Origin of the sequence: Fodinicurvata sp. EGI_FJ10296, assembly GCF_040712075.1 — a bacterium.
In the GTDB taxonomy this organism is placed as follows: domain Bacteria; phylum Pseudomonadota; class Alphaproteobacteria; order DSM-16000; family Inquilinaceae; genus JBFCVL01.
In genome coordinates, this window is sequence record NZ_JBFCVL010000008.1 from 256933 (window position 1) to 282201 (window position 25269).

Annotated in this window: 24 protein-coding genes; 10 read left to right on the forward strand and 14 right to left on the reverse strand. The window is 62.3% G+C overall.

The window, feature by feature from the left end:
- Positions 1 to 163 precede the first annotated feature (163 nt).
- The 5 genes from ABZ728_RS18360 to ABZ728_RS18380 all read right to left on the reverse strand — a co-directional run bounded on the left by ABZ728_RS18360 (position 164) and on the right by ABZ728_RS18380 (position 5350).
- Positions 164 to 586, reverse strand: coding sequence for a F0F1 ATP synthase subunit epsilon (locus ABZ728_RS18360; protein ID WP_366657710.1), 423 nt, complete (start codon positions 584 to 586; stop codon positions 164 to 166).
- 91 nt (positions 587 to 677) lie between these two features.
- The gene (atpD, locus tag ABZ728_RS18365) at positions 678 to 2129 is read right to left on the reverse strand and encodes a F0F1 ATP synthase subunit beta (RefSeq protein ID WP_366657711.1); all 1452 of its coding nucleotides are present in this window, start codon (positions 2127 to 2129) and stop codon (positions 678 to 680) included.
- A 102-nt stretch (positions 2130 to 2231) separates the two neighbouring features.
- On the reverse strand, positions 2232 to 3182 hold the full coding sequence (locus tag ABZ728_RS18370) for a F0F1 ATP synthase subunit gamma (RefSeq protein WP_366657712.1): 951 nt from the start codon (positions 3180 to 3182) through the stop codon (positions 2232 to 2234).
- A gap of 75 nt (positions 3183 to 3257) precedes the next feature.
- The gene (gene atpA / locus ABZ728_RS18375) at positions 3258 to 4790 is read right to left on the reverse strand and encodes a F0F1 ATP synthase subunit alpha (RefSeq protein WP_366657713.1); all 1533 of its coding nucleotides are present in this window, start codon (positions 4788 to 4790) and stop codon (positions 3258 to 3260) included.
- Positions 4790 to 5350 carry a F0F1 ATP synthase subunit delta gene (locus ABZ728_RS18380; RefSeq protein WP_366657714.1) on the reverse strand — a complete coding sequence of 187 codons (561 nt, stop codon included), beginning with the start codon at positions 5348 to 5350 and terminating at the stop codon, positions 4790 to 4792. Before ABZ728_RS18380 ends, atpA begins: the two co-directional genes overlap by 1 nt.
- A gap of 352 nt (positions 5351 to 5702) precedes the next feature.
- Here ABZ728_RS18380 and ABZ728_RS18385 point away from each other — a divergent pair, with 352 nt between their 5' ends.
- Positions 5703 to 6272 carry a cytochrome b gene (locus ABZ728_RS18385; RefSeq protein WP_366657715.1) on the forward strand — a complete coding sequence of 190 codons (570 nt, stop codon included), beginning with the start codon at positions 5703 to 5705 and terminating at the stop codon, positions 6270 to 6272.
- A gap of 1 nt (position 6273) precedes the next feature.
- Positions 6274 to 6843 (forward strand): YceI family protein, encoded by a 570-nt coding sequence (locus tag ABZ728_RS18390; protein ID WP_366657716.1) that lies wholly within the window; start codon positions 6274 to 6276, stop codon positions 6841 to 6843.
- A 6-nt stretch (positions 6844 to 6849) separates the two neighbouring features.
- On the opposite strand, the gene ABZ728_RS18395 is transcribed toward ABZ728_RS18390, so the two are convergent.
- Positions 6850 to 9114, reverse strand: a complete 2265-nt coding sequence (locus tag ABZ728_RS18395) for a primosomal protein N' (protein ID WP_366657717.1) — start codon at positions 9112 to 9114, stop codon at positions 6850 to 6852.
- A gap of 145 nt (positions 9115 to 9259) precedes the next feature.
- Between ABZ728_RS18395 and ABZ728_RS18400 the strand changes: the two genes are divergently transcribed.
- The 3 genes from ABZ728_RS18400 to ABZ728_RS18410 all read left to right on the forward strand — a co-directional run bounded on the left by ABZ728_RS18400 (position 9260) and on the right by ABZ728_RS18410 (position 11671).
- Positions 9260 to 10189 carry a DUF484 family protein gene (locus ABZ728_RS18400; RefSeq protein ID WP_366657718.1) on the forward strand — a complete coding sequence of 310 codons (930 nt, stop codon included), beginning with the start codon at positions 9260 to 9262 and terminating at the stop codon, positions 10187 to 10189.
- A complete protein-coding gene (locus ABZ728_RS18405; RefSeq protein ID WP_366657719.1) occupies positions 10186 to 11292 on the forward strand; it encodes a tyrosine recombinase XerC in 1107 nt (368 codons plus the stop codon). Before ABZ728_RS18400 ends, ABZ728_RS18405 begins: the two co-directional genes overlap by 4 nt.
- 169 nt (positions 11293 to 11461) lie before the next feature.
- Positions 11462 to 11671, forward strand: coding sequence for a hypothetical protein (locus ABZ728_RS18410; RefSeq protein WP_366657720.1), 210 nt, complete (start codon positions 11462 to 11464; stop codon positions 11669 to 11671).
- Positions 11672 to 11746: 75 nt separating this feature from the next.
- Here the strand turns inward: ABZ728_RS18410 and ABZ728_RS18415 are convergent, their stop codons facing one another.
- The 3 genes from ABZ728_RS18415 to ABZ728_RS18425 all read right to left on the reverse strand — a co-directional run bounded on the left by ABZ728_RS18415 (position 11747) and on the right by ABZ728_RS18425 (position 14448).
- Positions 11747 to 12709 carry a homocysteine S-methyltransferase family protein gene (locus ABZ728_RS18415; RefSeq protein ID WP_366657721.1) on the reverse strand — a complete coding sequence of 321 codons (963 nt, stop codon included), beginning with the start codon at positions 12707 to 12709 and terminating at the stop codon, positions 11747 to 11749.
- A 49-nt stretch (positions 12710 to 12758) separates the two neighbouring features.
- Entirely contained in the window at positions 12759 to 13631 is an 873-nt protein-coding gene (locus ABZ728_RS18420; protein ID WP_366657722.1) for a prephenate dehydratase, read from the reverse strand.
- Between the two features lie 64 nt (positions 13632 to 13695).
- Positions 13696 to 14448 carry a 3-deoxy-manno-octulosonate cytidylyltransferase gene (locus ABZ728_RS18425; protein WP_366657761.1) on the reverse strand — a complete coding sequence of 251 codons (753 nt, stop codon included), beginning with the start codon at positions 14446 to 14448 and terminating at the stop codon, positions 13696 to 13698.
- 200 nt (positions 14449 to 14648) lie between these two features.
- Here ABZ728_RS18425 and ABZ728_RS18430 point away from each other — a divergent pair, with 200 nt between their 5' ends.
- The 3 genes from ABZ728_RS18430 to ABZ728_RS18440 all read left to right on the forward strand — a co-directional run bounded on the left by ABZ728_RS18430 (position 14649) and on the right by ABZ728_RS18440 (position 17840).
- Positions 14649 to 15350 carry a c-type cytochrome gene (locus ABZ728_RS18430; protein ID WP_366657723.1) on the forward strand — a complete coding sequence of 234 codons (702 nt, stop codon included), beginning with the start codon at positions 14649 to 14651 and terminating at the stop codon, positions 15348 to 15350.
- A gap of 138 nt (positions 15351 to 15488) precedes the next feature.
- On the forward strand, positions 15489 to 16409 hold the full coding sequence (locus ABZ728_RS18435; protein ID WP_366657724.1) for a DMT family transporter: 921 nt from the start codon (positions 15489 to 15491) through the stop codon (positions 16407 to 16409).
- Positions 16410 to 16511: 102 nt separating this feature from the next.
- The gene (locus ABZ728_RS18440; protein ID WP_366657725.1) at positions 16512 to 17840 is read left to right on the forward strand and encodes a membrane dipeptidase; all 1329 of its coding nucleotides are present in this window, start codon (positions 16512 to 16514) and stop codon (positions 17838 to 17840) included.
- Between the two features lie 35 nt (positions 17841 to 17875).
- On the opposite strand, the gene ABZ728_RS18445 is transcribed toward ABZ728_RS18440, so the two are convergent.
- The 5 genes from ABZ728_RS18445 to ABZ728_RS18465 form a co-directional block, all read right to left on the reverse strand.
- Positions 17876 to 19096, reverse strand: a complete 1221-nt coding sequence (locus tag ABZ728_RS18445; RefSeq protein ID WP_366657726.1) for a DUF418 domain-containing protein — start codon at positions 19094 to 19096, stop codon at positions 17876 to 17878.
- A 159-nt stretch (positions 19097 to 19255) separates the two neighbouring features.
- A complete protein-coding gene (locus ABZ728_RS18450; RefSeq protein WP_366657727.1) occupies positions 19256 to 20005 on the reverse strand; it encodes a class I SAM-dependent methyltransferase in 750 nt (249 codons plus the stop codon).
- Positions 20006 to 20028: 23 nt separating this feature from the next.
- Positions 20029 to 20970 (reverse strand): phosphatidate cytidylyltransferase, encoded by a 942-nt coding sequence (locus tag ABZ728_RS18455; RefSeq protein WP_366657728.1) that lies wholly within the window; start codon positions 20968 to 20970, stop codon positions 20029 to 20031.
- Positions 20967 to 21617 (reverse strand): lysophospholipid acyltransferase family protein, encoded by a 651-nt coding sequence (locus tag ABZ728_RS18460; protein WP_366657730.1) that lies wholly within the window; start codon positions 21615 to 21617, stop codon positions 20967 to 20969. Before ABZ728_RS18460 ends, ABZ728_RS18455 begins: the two co-directional genes overlap by 4 nt.
- Positions 21614 to 22228: a CDP-alcohol phosphatidyltransferase family protein gene (locus ABZ728_RS18465; protein WP_366657731.1), complete on the reverse strand. Its 615-nt coding sequence runs from the start codon at positions 22226 to 22228 to the stop codon at positions 21614 to 21616. Before ABZ728_RS18465 ends, ABZ728_RS18460 begins: the two co-directional genes overlap by 4 nt.
- Positions 22229 to 22383: 155 nt before the next feature.
- Between ABZ728_RS18465 and ABZ728_RS18470 the strand changes: the two genes are divergently transcribed.
- A complete protein-coding gene (locus ABZ728_RS18470) occupies positions 22384 to 23181 on the forward strand; it encodes an inositol monophosphatase family protein (RefSeq protein WP_366657733.1) in 798 nt (265 codons plus the stop codon).
- 148 nt (positions 23182 to 23329) lie between these two features.
- A complete protein-coding gene (locus ABZ728_RS18475; protein ID WP_366657734.1) occupies positions 23330 to 25261 on the forward strand; it encodes an extracellular solute-binding protein in 1932 nt (643 codons plus the stop codon).
- The last annotated feature ends 8 nt before the right edge of the window (positions 25262 to 25269 follow it).

Sequence of the window (25269 nt, forward strand, 5' to 3'; positions counted from 1 at the left end):
AGGCCGGATCCGAAATCAGGCGGCGTGCGGCTTCAGACATCATGTAACGTGCGAACCACATCGTATTGACTTCCCGGCTGACCTCTACAGCCGGATCGCCTTCAACGACCGGCCTGACACCATAAGATATGAGGTGCCGTCGGTTCGTACAAGGATATCCAGCCTAAGCGCGTGCCCCAGCCCGCTCGACGGCGGTCTTCTTGGCCTTCGCAATTGTCAGCAGGCCTGAAACCCGGACCATTTCTTCATCCGACTTGGCATCGGCCAGATCTTCTTCAAGGTCGCGGATTTCCTGATCGACTTGCGCCTGATCGATATCCTCCAGAGGAATGGCACTTTCCGCCAGAATTACGCATCGATCTGCCGTCACTTCGGCAAAGCCGCCTGCAACGAACAGGCGCTGAGAAATCGTCGGTCGGGTTTCGTAAACATCGATAACGCCGGGCAAAACCGTGGAGAGGAGCGGCGCGTGCCCCTTGAGAACGCCGAAATAACCATCGCCGCCCGGCACAACCACCATTTCCACGTCTTCTGACAGCAACACCCGCTCCGGAGAAACGAGGTCGAAGGCGGTCTTTTCAGCCATGGGGAACTTCCTTGCAGTGCAAAGCCGGGCCCGAAGGCCCGGTCAATATCCCATCGGTACGAATGAGCGGCCTAACGCCGCCGCTGCTGGATCAGGCCGCTTCCTGCGCCATTTTGCGGGCTTTTTCGACCGCGTCGTCGATGGTGCCAACCATGTAGAAAGCCGCTTCGGGAAGGTGGTCGTAATCACCCGCGCAGATGCCCTTGAAGCCACGGACCGTCTCCTCGACCGTGACGAAGACACCGGGCGTCCCGGTGAACACTTCGGCGACGTGGAACGGCTGGCTGAGGAAGCGCTGGATCTTGCGGGCACGGGCCACGACCAACTTGTCGTCTTCTGACAGTTCGTCCATGCCGAGAATGGCGATGATATCCTGAAGCGACTTGTAAGTCTGAAGAATGCGCTGCACTTCACGGGCCGTGTTATAGTGCTCCTCACCGAGAATGCGCGGATCCAGAATTCGGCTTGTGCTATCGAGCGGATCGACGGCCGGGAAAATCGCCTGCTCGGCTATGGAGCGGTTCAAAACCGTTGTTGCGTCAAGGTGCGCGAATGATGTCGCCGGCGCCGGGTCAGTCAAATCATCGGCCGGAACATAAATTGCCTGAACCGACGTGATCGAGCCTTTGTTGGTCGATGTAATGCGCTCCTGCAGGCCACCCATATCGGTCGCCAGCGTCGGCTGATAGCCAACCGCCGATGGAATACGGCCCAGAAGAGCGGAGACTTCGGCGCCGGCCTGCGTGAAACGGAAAATGTTGTCGACGAAGAACAGCACGTCCTGGCTTTCCTCGTCACGGAAATATTCGGCCAGCGTCAGACCTGTCAGGCCCACCCGAGCACGGGCACCGGGCGGCTCGTTCATCTGTCCATAAACAAGCGCCGCCTTCGATCCGGGCCCATCAACGTTGATAACACCGGAGTCGATCATCTCGTGATAGAGGTCATTACCCTCGCGCGTTCGCTCGCCGACGCCAGCGAAGACCGAGTAACCGCCATGGGCCTTCGCAATATTGTTGATCAGTTCCATGATCGTAACGGTCTTGCCAACCCCGGCACCACCGAACAGCCCGATCTTGCCCCCCTTCGCGTATGGGGCCAGCATGTCCACGACCTTGATGCCAGTGACCAGCATCTGGGTTTCCGTGGACTGATCGATATAGGCCGGCGCTTCCCGGTGGATTGGCGATTTCTTCTTCGTTTCGACCGGGCCCAGCTCGTCGATCGGATCGCCGACGACGTTCAGAATGCGTCCCAGTGTTTCCGGTCCAACCGGCACGGTGATGGATGCCCCGGTATCGCTGACTTCCTGACCGCGGACCATGCCGTCGGTCGCATCCATGGCGATGGTTCGAACGGTGTTTTCGCCAAGGTGCTGAGCCACCTCGAGCACGAGCGTCTTACCGTCGAGCTGTGTGTGCAGGGCGTTGAGAATCGGCGGCAACTCGCCGTCGAACTTAACGTCGACCACGGCACCCAGGACCTGGGTGACCTTGCCGACAGAGTTGGTTGACGATGCCGTGTTGGCCGGTTTCTTAGCCATGATTCGCTCCTGAAGCGCTCGAATTGCTTACTCTAATCGTGTCTCTGTCACGGTGCCCTATGAGACGGATCTCATCGACGCCGGTTCCGCGCCGGAACGGCGCTACAGCGCCTCGGCCCCGGAAATGATCTCGATCAGTTCCTTGGTGATCGTGGCCTGCCGCGTGCGGTTGTAGACCAGTGACAGATCATTGATCATATCCCCGGCGTTGCGCGTCGCGTTGTCCATCGCGGTCATCCGCGCGCCATGCTCGCCGGCCGCGCTTTCCATCAGTGCCTTGTATATCTGGACGGCCAGATTGCGAGGCAGCAGCTGGGTCAGAATCGTTTCTTCGTCGGGTTCGAATTCATAAGGCGCGGTGCTCTTCGTCGAACCGCCGACGCCCGCCGTCCTGCCGCCCGCTCGATCGCCCGTGGTTCCTGTAGCCGGCGCGGCCTCAGCAGCCTGACCAGGCTCGGGAAGTGCCACGGGAACGAGTTGTTCGACCGTCGGAATCTGGGTGATGGCTGATCTGAACCGGCTGTAAACCATGGTGCAGCGGTCGAAATCACCGTTGTCGTAGCCGACAAGGATCTTACGCGCGATGTTGTCAGCGGCGCCGAATGTCAGCCGGGGCTTGTCCACCTCGGTGACATGATCCGCCAGCTTGTCGGCAAAATCGCGGCGGAGATTGTCGCGGCCCTTCCGGCCCACTGTGAGGATTTTCACAGTCTTGCCATCATCGAGCAAAGACCGGATATGCCCGCGGGCCCGCCTCAGAATCGAGGCATTGAACCCGCCACACAGTCCCTTGTCCGACGTCACGACGACGACCAGATGGACATCGTCCTTGCCGGTGCCGGTCAGAAGCTTGGGCCCCTGCCCGGTCGTGCCGACGCTGGCCGCGACGCTCTCCAGCATGCGTTCCATACGCTCTGCATAGGGACGTCCGGCTTCTGCCTGGTCCTGGGCACGGCGCAGCTTGCTGGCCGCAACCATCTTCATGGCCGAAGTGATCTTTTGCGTCGACTTGACGCTGGCGATCCTGTTTCGGAGTTCCTTGAGACTAGCCATTCCCGCCCGCGTAATTTGTCTTCAACGGTCGGCCGGACGGCGTCGAACGCCCCCCGGCCCCTGTTTCAATCGGCGTCAGACGAAGGTCTTCGCGAAACCACCGACCAGGTCATGAAGCCGCTTTTCGATGTCATCGTTCAGCGCCTTCTTTTCCCGGATCTCGTTCAGCAAATCGCTGCCCTTCACCCGGGCTTCCTCAAGAAGTCTGTGCTCGAACTCGTTCACCCGGTCAGCGTCGATATTATCCAGATAACCGCGGACACCGGCAAACAGCGACAGCACCTGCTCCTCGACAGGCAGCGGGCTCCGCTCACCCTGCTTGAGCAGCTGGGTCAGACGGGCGCCACGGGCGAGCAGCTTCTGCGTCGACGCGTCGAGATCCGAAGCAAACTGTGCGAACGCTTCCATCTCGCGGTACTGTGCCAGTTCGAGCTTGATGGAACCGGCCACCTGTTTCATCGCCTTGATCTGGGCCGAAGAGCCGACCCGCGAGACGGACAGCCCGACGTTAATGGCCGGCCGGATGCCCTTATAGAACAGCCCGGTCTCTAGGAAGATCTGACCGTCGGTGATCGAGATGACATTGGTCGGAATATAGGCGGAGACGTCGCCGGCCTGGGTTTCGATGATCGGCAGCGCCGTCAGCGATCCCGCACCATGCTCGTCATTCAGCTTCGCGGCACGCTCAAGAAGGCGGCTGTGAAGGTAGAAGACGTCACCCGGATAGGCTTCGCGGCCCGGCGGACGACGCAGCAGCAATGACATCTGGCGGTAAGCGACGGCCTGTTTGGAAAGATCGTCATACACGATCAGGCCGTGCATGCCATTGTCGCGGAAATATTCGCCCATGGCACAGCCGGCGTATGGAGCCAGGAACTGCAGCGGCGCCGGCTCGGAGGCCGTGGCGGCGACGACGATGGAATATTCCATCGCGCCGCTCTCTTCGAGCGACTTGACGATCTGCGCGACCGTCGACCGTTTCTGGCCGATCGCGACGTAGATGCAATAGAGTTTTTTGCTTTCGTCTTCGGCCTTGGCGTTAACGTCGCGCTGGTTGATGATCGTGTCGATCGCGACAGCCGTTTTACCGGTTTGACGGTCACCAATGATCAATTCGCGTTGTCCACGACCGATCGGCACGAGAGCGTCAACAGCCTTGATGCCTGTCTGCATCGGCTCGTGAACCGATTTGCGCGGAATAATGCCCGGCGCCTTGGCTTCGACCCGTGTCATCTTCACGTCGGTCAACGGACCCTTGCCGTCGATCGGCGTTCCGAGACCATCAACGACGCGCCCGAGCAGCCCCGGTCCGACAGGCACCTCGACGATTTCGCCGGTACGCTTGACGGTGTCGCCCTCTTTGATATCGCGGTCGGAGCCGAAAATCACGATGCCGACATTGTCCGTTTCGAGATTGAGGGCCATGCCCTTGATCCCGTTCGGAAATTCGACCATCTCGCCGGCCTTGACGTTGTCCATCCCGTAGACACGGGCAACGCCGTCACCGATCGACAGGACCTGACCCACCTCGGCGACGTCGGCCTCGGTCCCGAAATTGGCGATCTGGTCCTTGATGATCGCGGAAATTTCGGCGGCACGGATTTGCATCAACCAATCCCCTTCATGGCGAGTTGTAGTGTACTGAGCTTGGTGCGAAGCGAGAAATCGATCATCCGGGAGCCGATCTGGACGATCATTCCGCCCAGAATGTCCTTGTCGACGGTAACGTTGACAGACACATTCTGCCCGACCGCCTTCTTTATCTGATCGACCAATGCGTCGCGCTGGGTGTCGGACAGGTCGTTGGACGTGGTCACGTCGGCCACGATCTCGCCCCGGCGGCGCGCCAATTCCTCAAGATAGGTCTCGATCATCCTGGGAAGCGCGAACAATCGCCGGTTGGCAGCCACCACCCCGACGAAACGCCGGGTCAACTCGGAAACACCGGCCTTTTCCAGCACGGCGTCCATCACGTTGCGCTGGTCGTCGCGCGACAGGCCCGGCGCGGCGATGACACGGCGAAGATCGTCACTTTCGGCCATGGCCGCCTTGACGACCTTGAGATCGTCGGCAACCTGATCCAGGGCCTTGGACTCGTCGGCCAAGTCGAAAAGGGCTGTCGCATATCGCAGAGCGATGCTTGATGCCCCTGAACTCGAAGATGCCACCGGAAACCTCGAACAGTCAGGTTTGCGCCCGAAACGAAGAGGGCAGGAGAATGCGGATCCATTTAGACGGATACACGGATGATGCGCGACCCCTGGATGGGATCGCGAACGGGCGTCATCTAACACACCCATCAGGGCCGCGCAACAACCCAACCGCCCGAACCCTGCCACAATCCGCCCACCGCCCGTGAGCGGGTCGGCTAGAACATTGACGCGGGACGATGTCGGCGCGCTGTTTCCTGCTGGTAAACTGAGCATTCGAAAACGGAGGCGTCGTGACAGGATGACATGACGCACATAAAGGGCCACTTCAAGTTCCAACGCTGAACATGACGGGACAGGGAAGCCTTCGATGATGTTGCGCAACACCACCGATCGATGGGGCACCATCGCCCAGTTGCTCCACTGGGCGATCGCCGTCCTGATCATCGCGATGATCGGCCTCGGCTGGTATATGAACAGCCTGCCGCCCGGTCCCGAGCAATTTCAGTTGTATGCCCTACACAAGGCGACCGGGCTGATCATTCTGGCGCTGGTCGTTGTTCGAATCATCTGGCGGCTGATCAATCCGGCACCGGTTCTGCCAGATACGCTCAAGCCCCATGAGCGTGTCCTGGCCGGCGTTACCCACACCGGTCTTTACGTACTGATCCTGGCAATGCCCGTAACCGGATATATCATCAATTCGGCTTCCGGGTTTCCGATGACCCTCTACGGCCTCGTCACCGTGCCTAATCTGATCCCGAGTGACGGTGATCTGCAGGACCTGGCCGAGGTCGTGCACATTTGGCTTTCGCGCCTCCTGATCGCGGTGGTTTTCCTGCATGTCGGCGCAGCGCTGAAGCACCATTTCGTTTTGAAGGACGATACCCTGTTGCGAATGCTGCCGTTCGCACGCCAATCACCAAAACGGAGAAACTGAAATGTCGGTAACGAGAATCAGAATTTTCACCGCCGCCCTGGCGGCAATCGGCCTCAGCACCGCGCCCGCTGCCGCCGACAGCTGGACCGTCGACCACGATGAGAGCCGTCTGGGCGTTGTCGCAACGCAGATGGGAAGCGAGTTCACGGCCGCCTTCGAATCGTTCCGGGCCGACATCGAATTCGATCCCGACGCCCTGGACGATGCCCATGTCCGTGTCGTCATCGATGTTGCCAGCTTTACCAGCGACAGTCGCGACCGCGACGGGAACGTTACGAACTCGGAATGGTTTGCCGCCGGGAACCACCCCGAAGCGGTCTTCGAAACGACAGCTTTCCGGGAAACGGACCAGGGCTACGAAGCCGACGCCACGCTGAGGATCAAGGGCGTCAGCCGGGATGTGACCCTGCCGTTCACGCTGGAGATCGACGACGATCGCGCCCATATGCAAGGCGAACTCGACCTCGTCAGAACGGCCTTCAATGTCGGCGAGGGGCAGTGGGAGAGCGGCGACACCGTCGGCCTGGATGTCACCGTGACGGTGGATCTGGTCGCCAGCCGCGCCGACTGATCGGGATCACATAAATGAGTAAGGATCGACATCGACGGTGACCTTTACCGAAGCCGGAACGCTGACCTTGCCGATCCAGTCGTTCAGAACCTGCTGAATCGGCACCCGGCGGTCGGCGGTCATAAGCAGTCGGCGGCGATGCCGGCCGCGCAACAGAGCAAGGGGCGCTGGCGCCGGACCGACGACGGACACCGCCGGATCGCCAGCCGGCGCCGTCCGGCCGAGATCCCGGGCAACTCTGTCTGCGGTTGCTGCATCGGGACCGGAAACGATCACGGCGGCCATGCGGGTAAAGGGCGGCAATCCGTGCCGGCGCCGCTCCTCCAGCAGATCGTCGCGAAATCCGTCACGGTCACCGCTGGTAAGGGCGGCGATAACGGGATGCTCGGGAGCCCTTGTCTGCAACAGAACGGTTCCTGACGTCTCGGCCCGGCCGGATCGCCCGCCGACCTGGCTGAGTAGCTGATAGGTCCGCTCGAAGGCCCTGAAGTCGCCGCCCTCGAATCCGATATCGGAGTCAACGACGACGACCAGTGACAGCAGGGGGAAATTGTGCCCCTTGGCGACAAGTTGGGTGCCGATGACCAGATCGACATCCCGTGACTGGACCCTGGCGATCATATCAGCGGCCTGTGCCGCTGTGTGAATGACATCCGACGCCATGATAATCGAGCGCGCATCCGGGAACAGATCGGCGACTTCTTCGGCGATGCGCTCGACACCCGGACCGCAGGGCACGAAGCTTTCCTCGGCGCCGCAGCTTTCGCATTTCGGCGGCAACCGGCTGGAATGGCCGCAATGGTGACACATCAGGCGGCCGGAAAGCCGGTGCTCGACCAGCCAAGCAGTGCAATTCGGGCATTCGAGCCGATGTCCACAGGCGCTGCACAGCGTCAAGGGCGCATAGCCGCGGCGATTGAGGAATATCATCGCCTGCTCTTCGCGGGCCATGGTCTCGCGGATCGCGTCGACGACGCCGGGCGCGATGAAGCGGCCGCGCGGCGGCCTGTCGCGCCGCAGATCGACGGTCTCCACATGAGGCAATACCGCCTGCCCGTGCCGGTCGGGCAGCACGAGGTGACGATATCGCCCGGCCCTGGCATTGCCGAGCGTCTCAAGACTGGGGGTCGCGGAGGCCAGAACGACCGGACAGCCGACCATCTTGGCACGCACGACCGCCATATCGCGGGCATTGTAGACGACGCCGTCTTCCTGCTTGAACGCGCCGTCATGCTCCTCGTCGACCACGATCAGGCCGAGTTTCGGCAATGGCAGGAACAGGGCCGAACGTGCCCCGACCACGACGGACGCCGTTCCTGCGGCGGCCGCGCGCCACGTCTCCCGCCGACGCGCGCTGGTCACTTCGGAATGCCAGGCGCGGGGATCGAAACCGAATCGGTGGCGAAAGCGCTCCAGCCATTGTGTAGAAAGTGCGATTTCCGGCAACAGGACAAGGGCTTGGCGTCCCTGCCGCACGGCTTCGGCAATCGCCTCGAAATAAACCTCTGTCTTGCCGGAGCCGGTGACCCCGTCGAGAACGAAGGGCTGGAAGCCAGCCTCATCCTCGGCACCGGCATTATCGGCGCTGGCGGGGTCCGGGCGACGCCTTACGGCCTCGACCAGGGCATCGGCGCAGGCTTGCTGATCCGGGCCCAGCTCCGGACCCGGCGGCAGATCTGTTGGCGGGCCCTCAACCGCGCTTTGGGGCGTCCGGACGAGTCGCTGCAGCAGTCCGTGATCAGCCAGGCTTTTGATGACCCCTGCCCCGACCCCGGCTTCCGCCGCCAGATCGCTCGCGGTCAACGGCGGCAGACCCGCCGCTGCGGTCAGAACGCGTCGGCGCGCAGCGGTCAGCCGCACGCCCCCGACGTCGCTGGCCTCGCCATCGGGCGATGGCGACTCCTCCGGCAAAGCATACAAAGTTATGGGCCTTGGCGGATCCATGAGCGCCGGACTGCCGATCGCCAACCGGAGCACCGACCCCGGCGGCGCCATGACATATCGCGCCACCCAATCGATAAATGCACGGAACGAGCGCGTCAGCCGTGGCAGATCCAGAACGGCGACAATATCCTTGAGCCGGCCCGGGGCCACGTCGTCGCTTCCCGGCCCCCAGACGACACCGACCACTTCGCGCCGACCCAACGGCACGACGACGACGGTGCCGCTGGCAAGGGGGCTGATGCCGCCGTCGACGCCGGCCATGCCATCGGGCACACGATAGTCGAAGGCGCGCGGCAGAGGGGCAGCGACCAGCACCGAAACGCTCACGCCACTGCTTTCCGGGCAACTATCGAATAGCGGGGAGTCGATCATCGGTGACGGCCTCGGAGAACGGAATCCGGCATGGGCGGACACTGGCACGCGTCTGGCGCCAGAGGAATGCCTAACCGCCACCTTTTCAGCGATACGACCCATGGAAGCAAAAAACACCCTTGCCGTGACCGCCGCCAGGATGTTCATTGTCTGGATGGAACCCGACGGCTGGGACGAGGCGACGATCGTGAGCGAAAAGGCGAAATCACCGAGCGGCGGCAATGCCGACCCCAATTCCAGCGGCCAATCCGTCAGCAACGGAGGGGGCGGCGATGGGGGAAGCACGGAGAACGGGCTGGCCGGCAAAGGCGTCGCCAGGCAGGCTGAAACGGGCTCGACGTTGTCCACCGAAGAGGCCGTTGGCTTTTTTCTGCGGCGCAACCCGGACTTTCTGGCCGGTTTCCTGGACGAAAATCCGGACATGCTGCTGAAGATCCGGCCGCCGGAAGCCCCGAAATCTGACGGTGTTGTCGATCTTCGCCATGTGATGCTGGAGCGGCTCCGGGACGAAGTGACCCGCCTGAAAGAACAGCAGCGCGGTATCATCAGCGCATCGCGGGCCAATCTGACGATACAGAACCGGGTCCATTCTGCGGCGCTGCATCTGCTCGACGCCGACAGCTTTCAGCGGCTTATCGATACGATCGCGAACGACCTGCCGGCAATGCTCGACCTTGACATGGCCGCCCTCATCATCGAGCGGAGCGGCAATGATAGCGAACCGCATGTCGACGCCCCCGGCGTCCGCGTCGTCCCGCCGGATTTCATCGATAATCGGCTGGAAGGGCAGGAAATCCTCCTGCAATCGGAAATCGGCGGCGATGAACATCTGTATGGCGATTCCGGGAAGCAGGTGCGCAGCCAGGCGCTCATCCGGCTGACGGTTTCCTCCCAGACACCGCCTTGCCTTCTTGCCCTCGGGTCGAGCGAACCCGACATGTTTCAGGACGGCATGCGCACCGACCTGACCGCCTTTCTGGCGCGGATCATGGAGCGGTGCATACGACTGTGGCTGGACCTGCCGGAATGACGGGCCGGGCCGCGCCTCCCCCGGCCCGATCACCGGCCCAATCCCCGGCCCAATCCCCGGCCCCGCCAACGGATGAACGCACTTCCGCATCGCAGAATCCCGCCTCACACCCATCGACCAGAGAGAGCAGCGACGATTCGGCCGGGTATGCCCCGGACGTCGCGGCACCGGATCTGGCCGCCGCCCTCGGGCAGTGGCGTCGATGGCTGACAACGGAAAAGCAGTACGCCGACCATACGGTTCGAGCCTATTGCAGCGACTGCCGAAAATTCCTTTCATTCCTCATGGCCTATCGCGGCTGCCAGCCCTCCCTGGCGACATTGGCTGGTCTGTCGCTGACCGATTTCAGGGCGTATCTTGCCCGGCAGGCCGGCAGCGGTCTGGGCGCAGCCAGCCGGGCCCGCGGTTTGTCCGGCATACGAAGCCTGTTCTTCTATTTTGACCGCCGCGGCATTCTTCACAATCCGGCCATCGCGGCCCTCACGACCCCGCGCCACAAGCCGCCGCTACCCCGCCCGTTGACTGTCGCGGATGCACTGGAGACCATCGATCAGGCTCCTTGCCTGTCACGGATCGCCTGGATCGGCCAGCGCGACGTTGCGCTGCTCAGCCTGCTGTATGGGGCCGGACTGCGCCTGGGCGAGGCTCTGGCTCTCGATTGCCGGGCCTTCTCCGGATCCGACAACCTCGTCGTCGATGGCAAGGGCGGCCGCCAACGCGTGGTCCCGCTGCTGCAGACCATTGCACGGCGGGTGGATGTCTATCTGCACGCAAGGCCCTTTGCCCGAACACCGGAAAGCCCACTTTTCGTCGGCCTTCGGGGCGGACGGCTCAATCCGGGCGTCGCGGAGAGACAGGTCCGGCGGCTGCGGGAGGTACTGTCATTGCCGGATTCGGTGACACCGCACGCCATGCGCCACAGCTTTGCCAGCCATCTGCTGGCCTCTGGCGGTGATCTGCGCACGATCCAGGACCTGCTGGGCCACGCGTCGCTTTCGACGACGCAACGCTATACCGATGTCGATGACGCCCGCTTGCTGGAACTGCACGCTGCGACCCATCCTCGTGGCGGCGCAAAACGCAGGGGAGAGCCGGGAAAGTGACCGGCAAATTTCATGAGCACTTTTCTGAGCGCGCGTTATAGTGTAACAAGACAGGATCGGGCACGATGATCATTGCCGGGGCAATTCTGCTGCGTCAGGTATCATGCCCACCGCCGGGACGTTTTCAACCCGGTGCGGATTGAGCCCGGTTTGGGACGAGGACGGTACCATGTGCCACGAAAAACAGCTTGGCGAAAAGGAATGCCGGTGCCGGGCCGCCGTCGCTCAAGCCTATGATGGCATGAGGCGCAGCGGCGCACCGGAAATGGTGGCGCTCGACGTCGCCAGCCGCGTCTATCGGCATTATCATCCGGAAAAATGTCCAGCACAGTCCCGGCTTGAGGTCGAGCTCTGGGTGCTTGAAAAGACCATCCACTAATCACGTATCGCCAGGCGCCCCCTCGAGAGAGACCGGCAACGGGCACATGACCTGCCGACAACTCGATGCCACTGGTCAAAGCAACGATCGGAACGGCGCGTTCGGCCTCAGATCGATCAGCGACCGGGCATGGGCCGTGTGAGCCGGTGTCGTTGCCGGGCCGCCGCCGATGATCGACGCGCCGACATCCAGCCAATCCTCTATCCAGTACCCATACGCATCAGGCGCCGCAGCCGGACCGACGGGAAACGCGGCAGGCCCGTCGCCGTCGACACCGGCACGGCCGCCGAAACGCGTATCCGCCAGGGGTGCCAGACGTCGCAATTCAGGTGCCAGCCGGTCCGCGTCCGCCGACTGCAACAGGATCGCGTCAACGGGCAGCCCTTCGACGGCAGCGATGGCGTCGGCCAGAGGCTCGCCACCGGCCAGCGCTGCCGGGCGGCTGTCGTCGACAGCGAAACAAAGCCACACCGGCCGCCCGGTCATGGCCCCCGCCAGCGCCGCGGCCTCGGCCTCGCGGACCGACGTCATGCCGGTGCAGAAAATCAGATCGGATTCGGTCGCCATCATGTGCAGCAGATATTCGTAGACCCCAATCAGTTCAGTTATGGGTCCCTCGTAGCGCCGCGTATCGGCCACCAGCGGCCCGAGACACGCCGCAACGCGGATCTCCCTGGAGGCCGCATCGCGCGCGGCGCACGCAATCCCGCAGGCCGTGAGAAGCAGATCGTCGAGCCTGCTTTCAAGACCCAGATCGTAAAGGCGGGTCGGCGTCAAAGGCGCGGTCGCCATGGTGATAATGTCGGCCCCGGCGGCAATATATGCGTCATGCACCGCGCGCAGCCGATCGGTGTCGGACATCAGCACGTCGAGCAGCGACAGCGGCCCCGCCGACAGTCCGGCCGGATCGGGCGGCTCGCTGGCGGCCTCGGTGTTGCCACCGGACGGCCCGCCCCATTGGCTCCCCCGCCGCCCGCCCCATCGGGCGATATCGCTGGCCGGATCGCCGTCCATGACGAATATCTCCGTCAACGGCATGTCCTCCGCGTTCCTGACCTCCGGCCGATCATCAGATCACTCCGGTCGCTCAATCCGCCGCGTCCGTCGTCTGACTGGGATCGGATCTGAATGAATGGGCAGGATAGACACCCATGATGCGCACTGACTTGGTAAAGAAGTCCAATTCTTCGAAGGCACGGCGCATCGGCGGATCCTGGGGATGCCCTTCGACGTCAGCATAGAACTGTGCCTGCGAAAATCGTCCTTCGACCATATAACTTTCCAGCTTTGTCATATTGATGCCGTTGGTTGCGAAACCGCCGAGGGCCTTGTAGAGGGCAGCCGGTACGCTGCGCACCTCGAAGACGAAACTGGTCAACAGGCCGGCCGTCCCGGCCTCGGGCCATTTCGGCTCCGACGCCATGACAACGAACCGCGTGGTGTTGTGCTCGGCGTCCTCGATATCGCTTGCCAGGACCTCAAGACCGTAGATCTCGGCAGCCAGCGTCGATGCGATGGCCGCACGTCCGGGCTCGGCCGATTCCGAAATCATTCGTGCCGCGCCGGCGGTGTCGGCATGGACCACGGGCGTCAGTCCATGAGCGCGCAGAAACTCCTTGCACTGGCCGATGGCATGGACATGGCTGTGAACCTCGCGGATTTCGGCCAGACCCGTCCCCGGTCGGGCCAGCAGGTTATGGCGCACTCGCTGAAAATGCTCCCGGACGATGTGCAGACTGGAATGCGGAAGCAGATGATGAATGTCGGCGACACGCCCTGCGACCGAGTTGTCGATCGGTATCATCGCGAGATCGGCACGCCCTTCTTCAACGGCGCCGATCGTCTCCTCGAACGTGGGACAGGCGTGCGTCTGGTATCCGGGATAGAGCGTCCGACAGGCCATGTCGGAATTGGCTCCGGCCCAGCCCTGGAACGAAATGACGTTCGTTTTGCTATCCATGCTTTTCATCGTTCGAACTCAACACCGCTTTTCAACCTGGCCATTCTATCCGCCCCCGAACGCGCTATGTCGGAATTCGGTGCCGGGGGTCCAGCAGCACACGCACCCGGTCGAGATCCGCCGGCGTATCGACACCGATCGGGACGGTATCGACGAAGGCAACATCCAGTCGCATGCCGATTCCCAGCGCCCTGAGTTGTTCCAGCCGTTCGCGCTGCTCAAGATGGCCGGGCGGCGCGGCAACGAACCGCCGCAGAGAATCCCGCCGGTAAGCGTAGATGCCGATATGATGATACATCGGGCCGGATCCCGTCGGCACCGTTGCTCGCGAAAAATAAAGCGCCCTTCCGCCTGTCGCTCCGGGCGCCGCCTCGACCACGGCCTTGACGACATTGGGATTTTCACGTTCCGCCGGATCGACGATCGGCGCCGCGATCGTGGCAATATCGACGGCTGTATTCTCGAATGGTCTCAGAACCGCGCCGACCACGGCAGGATCGATGGTCGGTAGATCGCCCTGCAGATTGACGACGTCAGTGAAAGTCCCGTCAGGATCGATGATCTCAAGCGCCTGGTTGATCCGATCCGATCCGCTGGGCAGATCGGCCCGGGTCAGGACGGCTCGGCCGCCGGCCGCCTCGACCGCATCGGCGATGCGCCGATCATCGCAGGCGACGAACACGGGGCCGATATCGGCCTCCTCGGCCCGGCGCATGACATGCACGATCATCGGCTCGCCGCAGATGTCGGCGAGCGGTTTTCCCGGCAGGCGCGACGCCGCAAGCCGGGCGGGAATCAGAACACAGCAGCGGCTCATGACAAGGCGTTCCACCATCGTTGCAGGTGTCCACTGCCTGCAATTCCCATCACGCGTCAAGCGTCAATGCAGCGCGGACGTCGCGGGGGACTTGCCTTGACGTGCCAGACCGCATAGAAATCCGGGCGTAAAATGAATCCTGGGGCTACGCCGGTCAGTCCACTCAAGCCCCGCATCCAGGAACAAGGGTCCAGTCCGGTATGGAACTGAATAAGATTTTCGCCTCGGTGTTGCTGGCGGGCATTATTGCCATGGCTGCAGGCTTTATCGCAGATCTGCTTGTCGCCCCGGAGCAGCCGGCGCTCAGCGAACTGCAAATCGATACCGAATCCGGGCCGGCAGCACCGGCCGAAGAGGAGCCGGAAGGATTGCCGGATGTTCGGCCGCTGCTTGCCAGCGCCGATCCGTCGGCCGGTGAATCCCTGACCAGGGCATGCACCACCTGTCACACCTTCGAGGAAGGGGGACCCAACCGCGTCGGCCCGAATCTCTGGGGCGTCGTCGGCGGTGCAATGGCGCATGCGGCCGATTTCAATTATTCTTCTGCCGTGCAGTCGCGGGCAGACGAAGGCGGCGAGTGGACATTCGAGAATCTGAATGCCTTCATCGAAAATCCACGCGGCTATCTGCCGGGCACCAACATGTCCTATGCGGGCATGGGCGACGCCGAGGATCGGGCCAATCTGATCGCCTGGATGAACGAGCAAAGCAGCGACCCGTTGCCGCTTCCGAGTGCGGACGAGGTCGAGGCCGAATCGGCTGACGACGCTGAAAGTGGCGAAGGCGAAGCCGAAGATGCCGGTGGCGGCGAAACCGACGCCAGCGAAACCAACGACGGTGCCGAGGGTTCGGAAGCGGAAGACCCGGGTTCAGACGAGACCGAAGTCCAGAACAACGGCTGACCCGTCTTTCCGGCCATCCGCAGGGGAAACGGTCGTTCCGGGGGGCGCGCCAGGCACTGGGGCGTCCCCCTTTTTCGTGACAATAAGCCGATAGCACCCGAAGCATACTCGCGGGTTTTCACGGAGGGTCGGGCCACCATGGACAAATCCGCCGTGACGGGGGCGACCACGAATACCGCCACCTGGATCGGCTTTGCAGCGGTTCTGATGTGGGCTTTGCTGGCGATTCTGACCGCCGCGTCCGGTGCCGTACCACCATTCCAGCTCAATGCGCTTTCCTTTGCCGTCGGTACGGCTGTCGGCTTTCTGTGGATGGCCATGACCGGACGCTGGCGCGACCTCGTCCAGCCGCTTCGCGTCTGGGCGCTCGGCGTCGTTGGCCTTTTCGGCTATCACGCGTTGTATTTTACGGCCTTGCGCAACGCACCGCCGATCGAGGCGGGCCTGATTGCCTATCTCTGGCCGCTGCTGATCGTGATATTCTCTGCCGCCCTCCCAGGCGAACGATTGCGCTGGTTCCACATTGCTGGTGGGCTGCTGGGGTTTCTCGGGGCCGCCCTGATCGTGACGCGCGGGGCCTCGCTTTCGTTCGAGGCGCGTCACGGCGCCGGCTATCTGGCGGCCGTCGCCTGCGCGCTGACATGGTCCAGCTACTCCGTCCTGTCGCGGCGCAATGCGACCGTGCCAACCGGCGCGGTCGTCGGATTCTGCGCCGCCGCCGCGCTGTTGTCGGTCCCCTTTCATCTGGCCCTGGAGACGACCGTCTGGCCACGCGGCGGCGGAGAATGGGCAGCCGTGCTGGGCCTCGGCCTGATGCCGGTTGGCGCGGCGTTCTATGTCTGGGACATCGGGGTCAAGCGGGGCAACATCCAGCTTCTCGGCGTGCTGAGCTATGCAGCGCCGTTGCTGTCGACCGTGATCCTTATCCTGTTCGGCTATGGCGTGTTCACCTGGCAGGTCGCGGCGGCAGCGCTTCTGATTACCCTGGGGGCCCTGACGGCGTCACGAGCCCTGCGCATCCCGACCAGATCCGGAAAAGAGGCGTCGGCGGGACGCTGACCGGTGTTCCGACTGCATTGTCGTCATAAATCGACGCTAGCAAGGATCAAATTGGCGAATTTGGGATAAATCAGCAGAGATCGCGGTCGGTCGGGAGAGTGGATGCTGCGCAAAGCTATATTGATCGTGATTGCCCTTTGCTTTGGGTACGGCGGCTATGTCGTTTATTCGGAATACGCGTCCGCATTCTATTACCTCGCGGGCCGATACGATCGCATGATGAACCCTTATGGCCTCGACCCCGAGGCGCCGAAACCGACAGCGGATGAAACCGCCTTTCATGAATCCATGTTCGTCGCCGATCTTCACGTCGACACGTTGAAATGGGAACGCGACCTGTTGGAGCGTTCGACCTTTGGGCATACGGATATTCCCCGCATGCGCGAGGGCAATATTTCAATGCAGGTGTTCACGATCGTCACGAAAAGTCCAATCCGTTCGCCGTGGCGCGATTGCGTCAACGGCGGCAATCCGGACGCGAACACGTTGCTGTCGGCGATGCAGGGCCGCCCGACCTTCGATCTGCGGGCGCGGGCCTTTCACCAGATAGACCGGTTCAAGGACGCTGCCGCCCGATCCCTGGAATACGAGGGTCCGGAACTGCGGCTGATCGAATCCGCCGACGACCTTGAAACATTCCTGGCCGACTGGTCCGCCGGCGAAGAGATCGTTGCCGGTATCATCGGCATCGAGGGTGCGCATTGGATCGGCGGACGCGGTCGGAGCGATGACGACGTGAGAGCCGACGTCCGGGATCTTCACGATGCCGGCGTGCGGCTGTTCGGACCCGTTCACCGGTTCGACAATTCCCTCAGCGGATCGAGCGAAGGCTGTCAGGCCTATGGTCTGACCGGGCACGGACGTGCGGCCGTCACCGAGGCCCAGAATCTCGGAATGACGATCGACCTGGCGCACATGTCTCCGGCTGGCATTCACGATGCGGTGGAGATCCTGGAGAAGCCCTTCACCGTTTCGCATACCGGAATCAGGGCCGAATGCGAGGAGCCGTGCCGGCCCGACCGCAATCTCGGCGACGACGATGTCCGCCTGATCATCGAGAACGGCGGCCTGATCGGCGTCGGCTACTGGCCACAGGCGATCGGCCCCAGCATCTGGCGTCTGCCCGAGGTCATGGACCACATAAAGACCATTGCAGAGGACATCGGCCAGCAGCCGTCGCGGCATGTCGCGCTGGGGTCGGATTTCGATGGATCTGTCGCGCCGCTGATCGAAGTCAGCCGGCTCGATACACTCACCGCCCTGATGGAACGCGGCCCCGCCCCGTTCGATCGCGAGACGATTCGCGATATCAGCGGACGCAATGTCTGCCGAATGTTCGCCACCACTCTGCCGGGCGGCTACAGTGAACTGGGCTCGATGCTGTGCGACGATCTCGGCACGTCCGTAGAAACGCCCGTGGCGCTGCGCTAGCAAAGCGGCCGGACAGCCGTGACCCGAGTGGAGCGTTATGCCGGGTGTCGCAACGGCTGAACGGAAAGATGGGTCAGGCTGCGCCACACCCACTCGAACGGGCCATAGCGAAACCGCCGCAACCACGCATGACTGGCGGCCACCAATCCGGCATAGAGGCCGATGGTGATGGCGAGAACGGCCAGGTCCCCGACCGAGGCCAGCAGTCCGAAACCCCAGCCGTAGAAGATCGCTTCGCCGAAAAATCCGCCCAGCAGATACAGGGTCAGCGCCATCTGGCCAGCCGGCGCCATAACGGCCCGCAATCCTTCGCCCCACCCGCTGGTAAGGAACAGGGCCCCGACGGCGACATAGCCGATAGCAAGGATCGGCGTTCCGACGAGCAACGCCATCGACCATGGGCTCGTGCTTGGCACGAAAAATTCCACGGTGGAAAGCGACAGCCCGATCGGCAAGGCAATGCCGGCGATCCGGGCCAGTAGCGGACGATGGGCGGTTACGTTCCCGGCGATACCGGCCCTCCCGACCCAGAGTCCGAGCAGAAACAATCCGGTGATGGTCGCGTAGCGCCATATACCGACGGCGGTGCTCGCCCCTGCGGCATTCAGATAGCGATCGATGTTCACACCAATTGTCGCCCAGAACGAGGACTGGCTGAATCCGAAAAGCGTCGCAAAATCGCTTAGCGGACTGGCGAGCGCGCCCCGCACCTCGCCGAACATGGCCAGGATCAACGGCGTGCAGATGATCAGGCCGCCAGCAACGGCAAGAACGATGCGTTGTGAAAAGAAACTCGCCGGCAAAAGGACAAGCCCCAATACGGCATAAGTGACGAGGATATCACCCCAAAAGAATACTGCAATATTCAGGATGCCGAAGAGAAAAAGAACGAACAGCCGCCGCAAATAAAACGGGACGGTCGGTATATCGCGTCGGCGGCAACTTTCAATAATCAGGGTAAAACTTATCCCGAACAACAAAGAAAATGCCGATAGTGACTTCCAATCCACAAGTATTTCCAAAAGCGCCTCGACCAGAGCGTCGACCGGCGTCTGAAGACTTACACGTTCATAGGGACCGAGAAGCGTCAGCCCGCTGATGTCGCGCAGATTCATTACCAAAACGCCAAACAGCGCAATCGCCCTGACGGCATCGATCGCCAGCACCCGGTCGCCCTTGCCCGGCGCCCCGCGCGATTCGGTCAGCGGCGCGCGGGCGGCGTGACCCGCTTTTTCGGACGAAACAGTTTCTGTCATTTTGTCTTTGCCATGGCTACGGACAACGGACACCGCCACCGCCCCATTCTATCCCGCAAGTGCAGCAAAATCCCGATCGGCGAGAGCATCGTGGACGGCAATCTTGGGCTGGACGGAACAGATCCAGACAGACCCATTGGCCTCGAACTACTCTGCGGCTCAGCTCCTCTTCGCTATATAAAAGCCGTAGCCGACAAAGTCGGCATACCGTTCATAGAGCGCGATTTCATTTTCCTCTGCCGCCACGATGGCGGCTGCAGCCTCGGAGTTGCCGTTGCGCGAAAGGAATTCCGAGAAGCGCGCTTGCATCGGACGGTAGTAGTTTTCCAGCCAGCATCGCGGCGGAAGTGGGAAGTATCCGACAGGAGAATACCCGTTTTCTTCAAGAATCGCCATTTTGGCCGATGCGGTATCCACCTCCGGGTATTCCTGCATCCAATGCTGCTGCAGCTCGGCGGGTCTTTCATGCGTCAGCCAGGTCAGCTCGGACACGGCCAGGATACCGCCCGGCTTCAGAAAACGGCGCCAGGCCTTGATCCCGTTGGCAAACCCCATGCTGTAAATCGCTCCCTCCGACCAGATCGCGTCGAGGGAGTCCTCTTCGAACGGAAGCGCGTCCATCGACCCTGCCAGCGTCTCGATCCGGTCGCCAAGTCCCGCTTGAGCCGCGACGATTTCGAGTTGCTGCAAAAACTCCGGAATAAAATCGACGGCGGTTACCGAGGCATCGAGGGCTTGGGCCAGAACGAGCGTCGGGGCGCCGCTCCCGCAGCCAATGTCGGCAATTTTCAGGCCTTTCGCTGCGCCCAGACCAGACAACGTGACGGCAAGTCGCGTTTCATCGTCGCCGCCGGGCCCCTGGCGTTCGGCATTCCGATGCAAGTCGATGATAAGGTCGAGATCGTTCAATTGCCGGCTCCGATCGAGAATTCCTAGATGGTCCAGCCGTACCGCACGGCGTGAAAGAACACAGGCGCGGCGAAGACAACGGAATCCAGCCGATCCAGCATACCGCCATGCCCCTCGATCATCCGGCCCCAGTCCTTGACGCCGCGGTCACGCTTGATCGCCGACATTACCAGACCGCCGAAGAAGCCCATGATCGTCACGACAAGCGCCATGGCGGCCGCCTCGGCGATGGAGAACGGCGTGATCCACCAGAGCGCAGCGCCGATCGCGGTCGCGCTGGCAACACCGCCCACCAGTCCCTCCCAGGTCTTGGAGGGCGAAAGCGTGGGAGCCACCTTGTGCCGGCCGATCAGTTTCCCCCATACATATTGCAGAACGTCGCTTGCCTGAACAACCAGGACCAGAAACGCGACGAGCAAAAGATTGTTGCCGTCGAATTCCGGAATTTCAAGGGTCAGCAATGCGGGCACATGGGACAGGCAATAAACGGTGACCATGACGCCCCACTGCACTTCGGCCACCCGCAGCATGAAGCGGCCGGTATCGCCCCGCAGCGAGACGAGAATCGGTTGCAGCAGGAACACATAGACAGGGATGAAGATCGCATAGAGGCCGTACCACTCGATCCATATCAGCCAGTACTGGAGCGGCAGGACGACGAAGAACATGGCCGCCAACGCCATATGATCGCCCCGGCGCGTATCTGTCAGCGTCAGGAATTCGCGCAGCGCGGCAAACGACGCAAGCGCGAACAGGACGATCACGCCGCCCTCCCCGACCAGAAATGCCGCCGCGATGAAGGCGACCATCACCCACCAGGCCTTGATCCGGGCGTTGAGGTTTTCAACCGCGGGATTGCTGTCACCGCCGGGCGCCCTTGCCAGCCGGCGGCCGATCACGGATGCAACCGCCAGGGTGAGGGCGATGCCGCCGAACAGCCACACGGCCTGGTGTGTCGCACTCATACATGCCGCTCCGAATAACGGGTTCCCAGCGCCAGAAGCCCGTCGCGCGCGCGATCGAGGAACGCCGACTTTTCCTCGCCCGGCAAAAGCCGGATCGGGGCTCCGAAGGTCACGGTACACAACAACGGTACGGGAATGACTTCGCCCTTTGGCAGCACGCGGTTGAGGTGTTCGATCCAGACGGGCACGAATTCCACCTCGGGACATCGCCGGGCCAGATGATACAGCCCGCCCCTGAACGGCAGTAAACGCTCGTCCGTCGTGTTGCGTGTGCCTTCGGGAAAGAGAATGAGGCTGGATCCCGCCTGCAGCACGTCAGTCATTTGCTGAACGGGATCGGTGCTGCGCCCCGTTCGATCCCGCTCGATCAGCAGCGCATTGAAGACCGAAGCTCCGATGTACCGGCGCACCCAATCGCGCTGCCAGTAATCGGCCCCTGCCACGGGACGGGTCCGGCGGCGCAGCAAGGCCGGCAGAACCGACCATATCAGCACGAAGTCGCCATGGCTGCCGTGGTTGGCGAAATACACGCGGGGGCTGGCCGATGGCGTGCAGCCCTGCCAGTTGGCCGTTACACCGGTGACGACCCAAGCCATCGCCGTGATCAGTTTCGCGGTCGCGGCGGCGAGAAATCGCGCAATCATCATTGTTCATTTCCGGAGGCGCCTGCGGTAACGGCGCGCACCCGGTTGATCGTCGTCATCAGCAACAGAACAGCCATTGCGGGCATTATCCACCAGAGCCAGACCGGCAGGGCCCCGCCGACCCCGATCCACAATCCGAGCAACCCGAGGACCAGGGCACGGTCGCTTTTGCCGAATGGACCGTCATAGCGCCGCCCTGCGCCGACGGCCCAGCCCAGCACACCGGCATATTCGGCGACCAGGGTCATGACGATGACGAGACCAACCCAGAAGGCACCGAAAACGTGCAGCACCGCGAAAGGCAACAGCAGCGCGGCATCGGAAACAATATCGCCGATTTCATTCAGATAGACGCCCAGCGGGGTTGCCTGGTCGAACTCCCGGGCCAGCATGCCGTCGATGGCGTTCATCGCCATGCGCAGAAACAGCCACACCGGCAACAAAATGAACAGCGGATGCGGCTGGCCCAGCACGGCGAGCCACACGCCCAGCAGAACCGACAGGACCGCGGCCGCCACGGTCACATGATTGGCCCTGACCCCGGCTGCGGCCATCCGCGCGACCATGGGCCGCAGCATTGCCTGAAAACGCGGTTTCAGATCGTAGAGCGTCATATCCGATTCCCGCACCCGTTACGCAGGCGGTGCCCCGCCAGCCCACGATAAGCTCGTAACCGTGGCGACAGGAATGCTAATCTTGCCCGATGATAGAGTGCCTATCGAAATCGCGCTGCAGATCCGCGCAGCGCCACCGCAATGAGAGGCCGCCCTTGACTTCGCTTCCCGCCGGCACATCGCGCTGCCCCGACGCCCTGATCAATCTGGCCGATCGTCTCGCCGATGCGGCGGCGGCAGCGATCCGCCCCTATTGGCGGACACCCTTTCCCGTCGATATCAAGGCCGACGCCTCACCGGTTACGGCCGCCGACCGCGACGCCGAAATGGCAATGCGCCGAATCGTGGCGGCCGAACGACCGGACCACGGCATGATCGGTGAAGAATTCGGCGCCGAACGGGACGACGCCACCTATGTCTGGGTGTTCGATCCGATCGACGGCACCAAGGCGTTCATGACTGGCAAGCCTACCTTCGGCACATTGATCGCATTGCTTGAAGACGGCGTTCCAATTCTGGGTGTCATCGACCAGCCGATCGTGGGCGACCGCTGGATCGGGGCTGTCGGACATCGGACCCTGCTGAACGGCGTTGAGACCGGGCCGCGATCGTGCCCCACGCTGGCGCGCGCCGTCATTACGACAACGGCGCCCGATCTGTTCGACGACGCAGCCTATCGGGCTTTTCGCACGGTGGCCGATCAATGTGCCGTCAGGGTTTATGGCGGCGACTGCACGAATTACGGCTTGCTGGCCTCGGGATTTGTCGATGTCGTGATCGAAAACGGCCTCAAACTGCACGATTTTGCTGCCTTGGTGCCGGTCATCGACGGGGCCGGCGGTCTTCTTGTCGACTGGCAGGGGGCGCCGTTGCGCCGGGGTTCGGACGGCACGGTTCTGGCATTGGGCGATCGATCACTGCTGGCGCCGTGTCTGGAAATCCTGTCGCAATGATCGTTCGGGCATCCGGCGAGGCATTCGGCAAATGTCGCAGAAATTTCGCGTCTTGTAATCGTCTGCCCTTTTCAGGCCACTCTCCGATATCAATCATACTGGGCTTGGAGCCCCAATCGCAGTCGAGCAGGGAAGGCCAGATCGCGCAATGAACCGATTGCCCCTATCGAATCCATGGAAAACCGGCCCGGCGTCTGCGGGCGGCATAAGCTGCAACGCCGCCAATTCCGCGCGGGCCGCCGCCTTGATCGTCTTCGTGGCCATCCCGACCACGACACCCGCCGCGCTGGCCGATGTTTTCGAGGCTGAGGATGTCGACCGTGCGTATTACCTGTCCGAATTCGAAGAGCCGGGTTACGGCCCGGGTTTCGAGCATTTTGCCTATGCCGATCCGGATGCACCCAAAGGCGGCAGCATCGTGCTGTCGTCTATCGGCACTTTCGACAGCCTGAATTCCGTCCCGCTCGGCGGCGATTCGCCGCGCAATCTGGGACTCCTCCACAGCAGTCTGATGACCGGATCGCAGGACGAAATCGGGGTCGTATACGGCCTCATTGCGGAATCGGTGTCCTATCCGGCGGATCGCTCGTCAATTACCTTTCACCTGCGCGAAGAGGCCGTCTTTCACGACGGTGAGCCAATCACCGCCGACGATGTCGCCTGGACATTCGAGCAGGTCATGCAGGTCGGCCGCCCTTTCCTGAAATCGTTCTATGACGATGTCGAGGGCGTCGAGGTGCTGGACGACCAAACCGTCCGGTTCTCGTTCACGACCACGGATTCAATGAAGCCGCTGGCCCGAATAGCCGGGCTGACGGTCTATCCCCGCCACTGGTGGGAGGACGGCGACCGGGATATCGGATCCTCGACGCTTGAGATCCCCCTTGGCAGCGGTCCCTATGAACTGGTCGGCACCGAGACCGGGCGCAGCATGACCTTTGCGCGGGTCGACGACTGGTGGGGCGCCGATCTGCCTGTCAACCGGGGACACTATAACTTCGACCGCATACGTTATGATTTCTACCGCGACCCGACGATTGCCTTCGAGGCGTTTCTTGGGGGCGGATATGATTTCCGGTGGGAGAACTCGGCGCAGAATTGGGCGGTCGGCTATGACAGTCCGGCGGTCGATCGCGGCGAAATCGTCACCTACGAAATTCCCGAACGTCAGATCGGCGGCATGTACGGCCTGATGATGAACCATCGTCTCGACAGGTTCGAAGACCGGCGGGTGCGCCGGGCGCTGACCTGGCTGTTCGACTTCCAGTGGCTCAACGAGAACGTCTTCTACGATCAGTATGTCCGTCAGGAGACATATTTCGACGCCGAGGGATTCAGTGCCGAGGGCGTGCCCGAGGGGCGGGAACTGGAACTGCTTGAACCCTTCCGCGACGATCTGCCACCGGAACTGTTCGAGGAGCCATTCGAACTGCCGGTGACCGACGGCAGCGGCAATATCCGGACCGAAACCCGCCAGGCCCTGCGGCTGTTTCAGGAAGCCGGATGGGAGCCGCGAAACGGGCAGCTCGTGAATACGGAATCCGGCGAGCCGTTCGAATTCGAAGTGCTGATTCGAAGCAGCACGATGGAACGCGTCATTCAGCCCTATGCCCGCAACCTGGAGCGGATCGGAATTGATGTCTCGATAAGACTGATGGAGCCGGCGCAGTGGGAACGGCGGATGCGGTCACGCGAATTCGAAACCGCCGTGCTTGCCTATACCTTCTTTCCGCCGCCGGGCACCGAACTGTTTTCCTATTACGGCTCTGAAGCGGCGGAAGTCGAAGGGTCGGCGAATTACATGGGCATCGCCAGCGACGCCGTCGACAGCCTGATCCGCGAGGTTGTGGATGCCGGGAGCGCGGAAGATCTGCGGGCGGCGAGTGCCGCGCTCGATCGGGTCCTGTTGTGGGGGTATCATGTCGTGCCGTTTTTCGGGGCCGACATCGCCCGCATCGCAGCCTGGGACAAATTCGGCATGCCCGACACCCATCCGGACTATTCGATCGGGCTGCCGAACAGCATCGGATTTCAACCGACATGGTGGTATGACGAGAATGGCTCCGGAACCGACGGCTAACCTCTGGT

Coding starts and splice junctions, on each gene's coding strand:
- ABZ728_RS18360 (WP_366657710.1), bottom strand. CDS start 586: ATGGCTGAAAAGACCGCCTTCGACCTCGTTTCTCCGGAGCGGGTGTTG.
- atpD (WP_366657711.1), bottom strand. CDS start 2,129: ATGGCTAAGAAACCGGCCAACACGGCATCGTCAACCAACTCTGTCGGC.
- ABZ728_RS18370 (WP_366657712.1), bottom strand. CDS start 3,182: ATGGCTAGTCTCAAGGAACTCCGAAACAGGATCGCCAGCGTCAAGTCG.
- atpA (WP_366657713.1), bottom strand. CDS start 4,790: ATGCAAATCCGTGCCGCCGAAATTTCCGCGATCATCAAGGACCAGATC.
- ABZ728_RS18385 (WP_366657715.1), top strand. CDS start 5,703: ATGATGTTGCGCAACACCACCGATCGATGGGGCACCATCGCCCAGTTG.
- ABZ728_RS18390 (WP_366657716.1), top strand. CDS start 6,274: ATGTCGGTAACGAGAATCAGAATTTTCACCGCCGCCCTGGCGGCAATC.
- ABZ728_RS18400 (WP_366657718.1), top strand. CDS start 9,260: ATGGAAGCAAAAAACACCCTTGCCGTGACCGCCGCCAGGATGTTCATT.
- ABZ728_RS18405 (WP_366657719.1), top strand. CDS start 10,186: ATGACGGGCCGGGCCGCGCCTCCCCCGGCCCGATCACCGGCCCAATCC.
- ABZ728_RS18410 (WP_366657720.1), top strand. CDS start 11,462: ATGTGCCACGAAAAACAGCTTGGCGAAAAGGAATGCCGGTGCCGGGCC.
- ABZ728_RS18415 (WP_366657721.1), bottom strand. CDS start 12,709: ATGCCGTTGACGGAGATATTCGTCATGGACGGCGATCCGGCCAGCGAT.
- ABZ728_RS18420 (WP_366657722.1), bottom strand. CDS start 13,631: ATGGATAGCAAAACGAACGTCATTTCGTTCCAGGGCTGGGCCGGAGCC.
- ABZ728_RS18425 (WP_366657761.1), bottom strand. CDS start 14,448: ATGAGCCGCTGCTGTGTTCTGATTCCCGCCCGGCTTGCGGCGTCGCGC.
- ABZ728_RS18430 (WP_366657723.1), top strand. CDS start 14,649: ATGGAACTGAATAAGATTTTCGCCTCGGTGTTGCTGGCGGGCATTATT.
- ABZ728_RS18435 (WP_366657724.1), top strand. CDS start 15,489: ATGGACAAATCCGCCGTGACGGGGGCGACCACGAATACCGCCACCTGG.
- ABZ728_RS18440 (WP_366657725.1), top strand. CDS start 16,512: ATGCTGCGCAAAGCTATATTGATCGTGATTGCCCTTTGCTTTGGGTAC.
- ABZ728_RS18445 (WP_366657726.1), bottom strand. CDS start 19,096: ATGACAGAAACTGTTTCGTCCGAAAAAGCGGGTCACGCCGCCCGCGCG.
- ABZ728_RS18455 (WP_366657728.1), bottom strand. CDS start 20,970: ATGAGTGCGACACACCAGGCCGTGTGGCTGTTCGGCGGCATCGCCCTC.
- ABZ728_RS18460 (WP_366657730.1), bottom strand. CDS start 21,617: ATGATGATTGCGCGATTTCTCGCCGCCGCGACCGCGAAACTGATCACG.
- ABZ728_RS18465 (WP_366657731.1), bottom strand. CDS start 22,228: ATGACGCTCTACGATCTGAAACCGCGTTTTCAGGCAATGCTGCGGCCC.
- ABZ728_RS18475 (WP_366657734.1), top strand. CDS start 23,330: ATGAACCGATTGCCCCTATCGAATCCATGGAAAACCGGCCCGGCGTCT.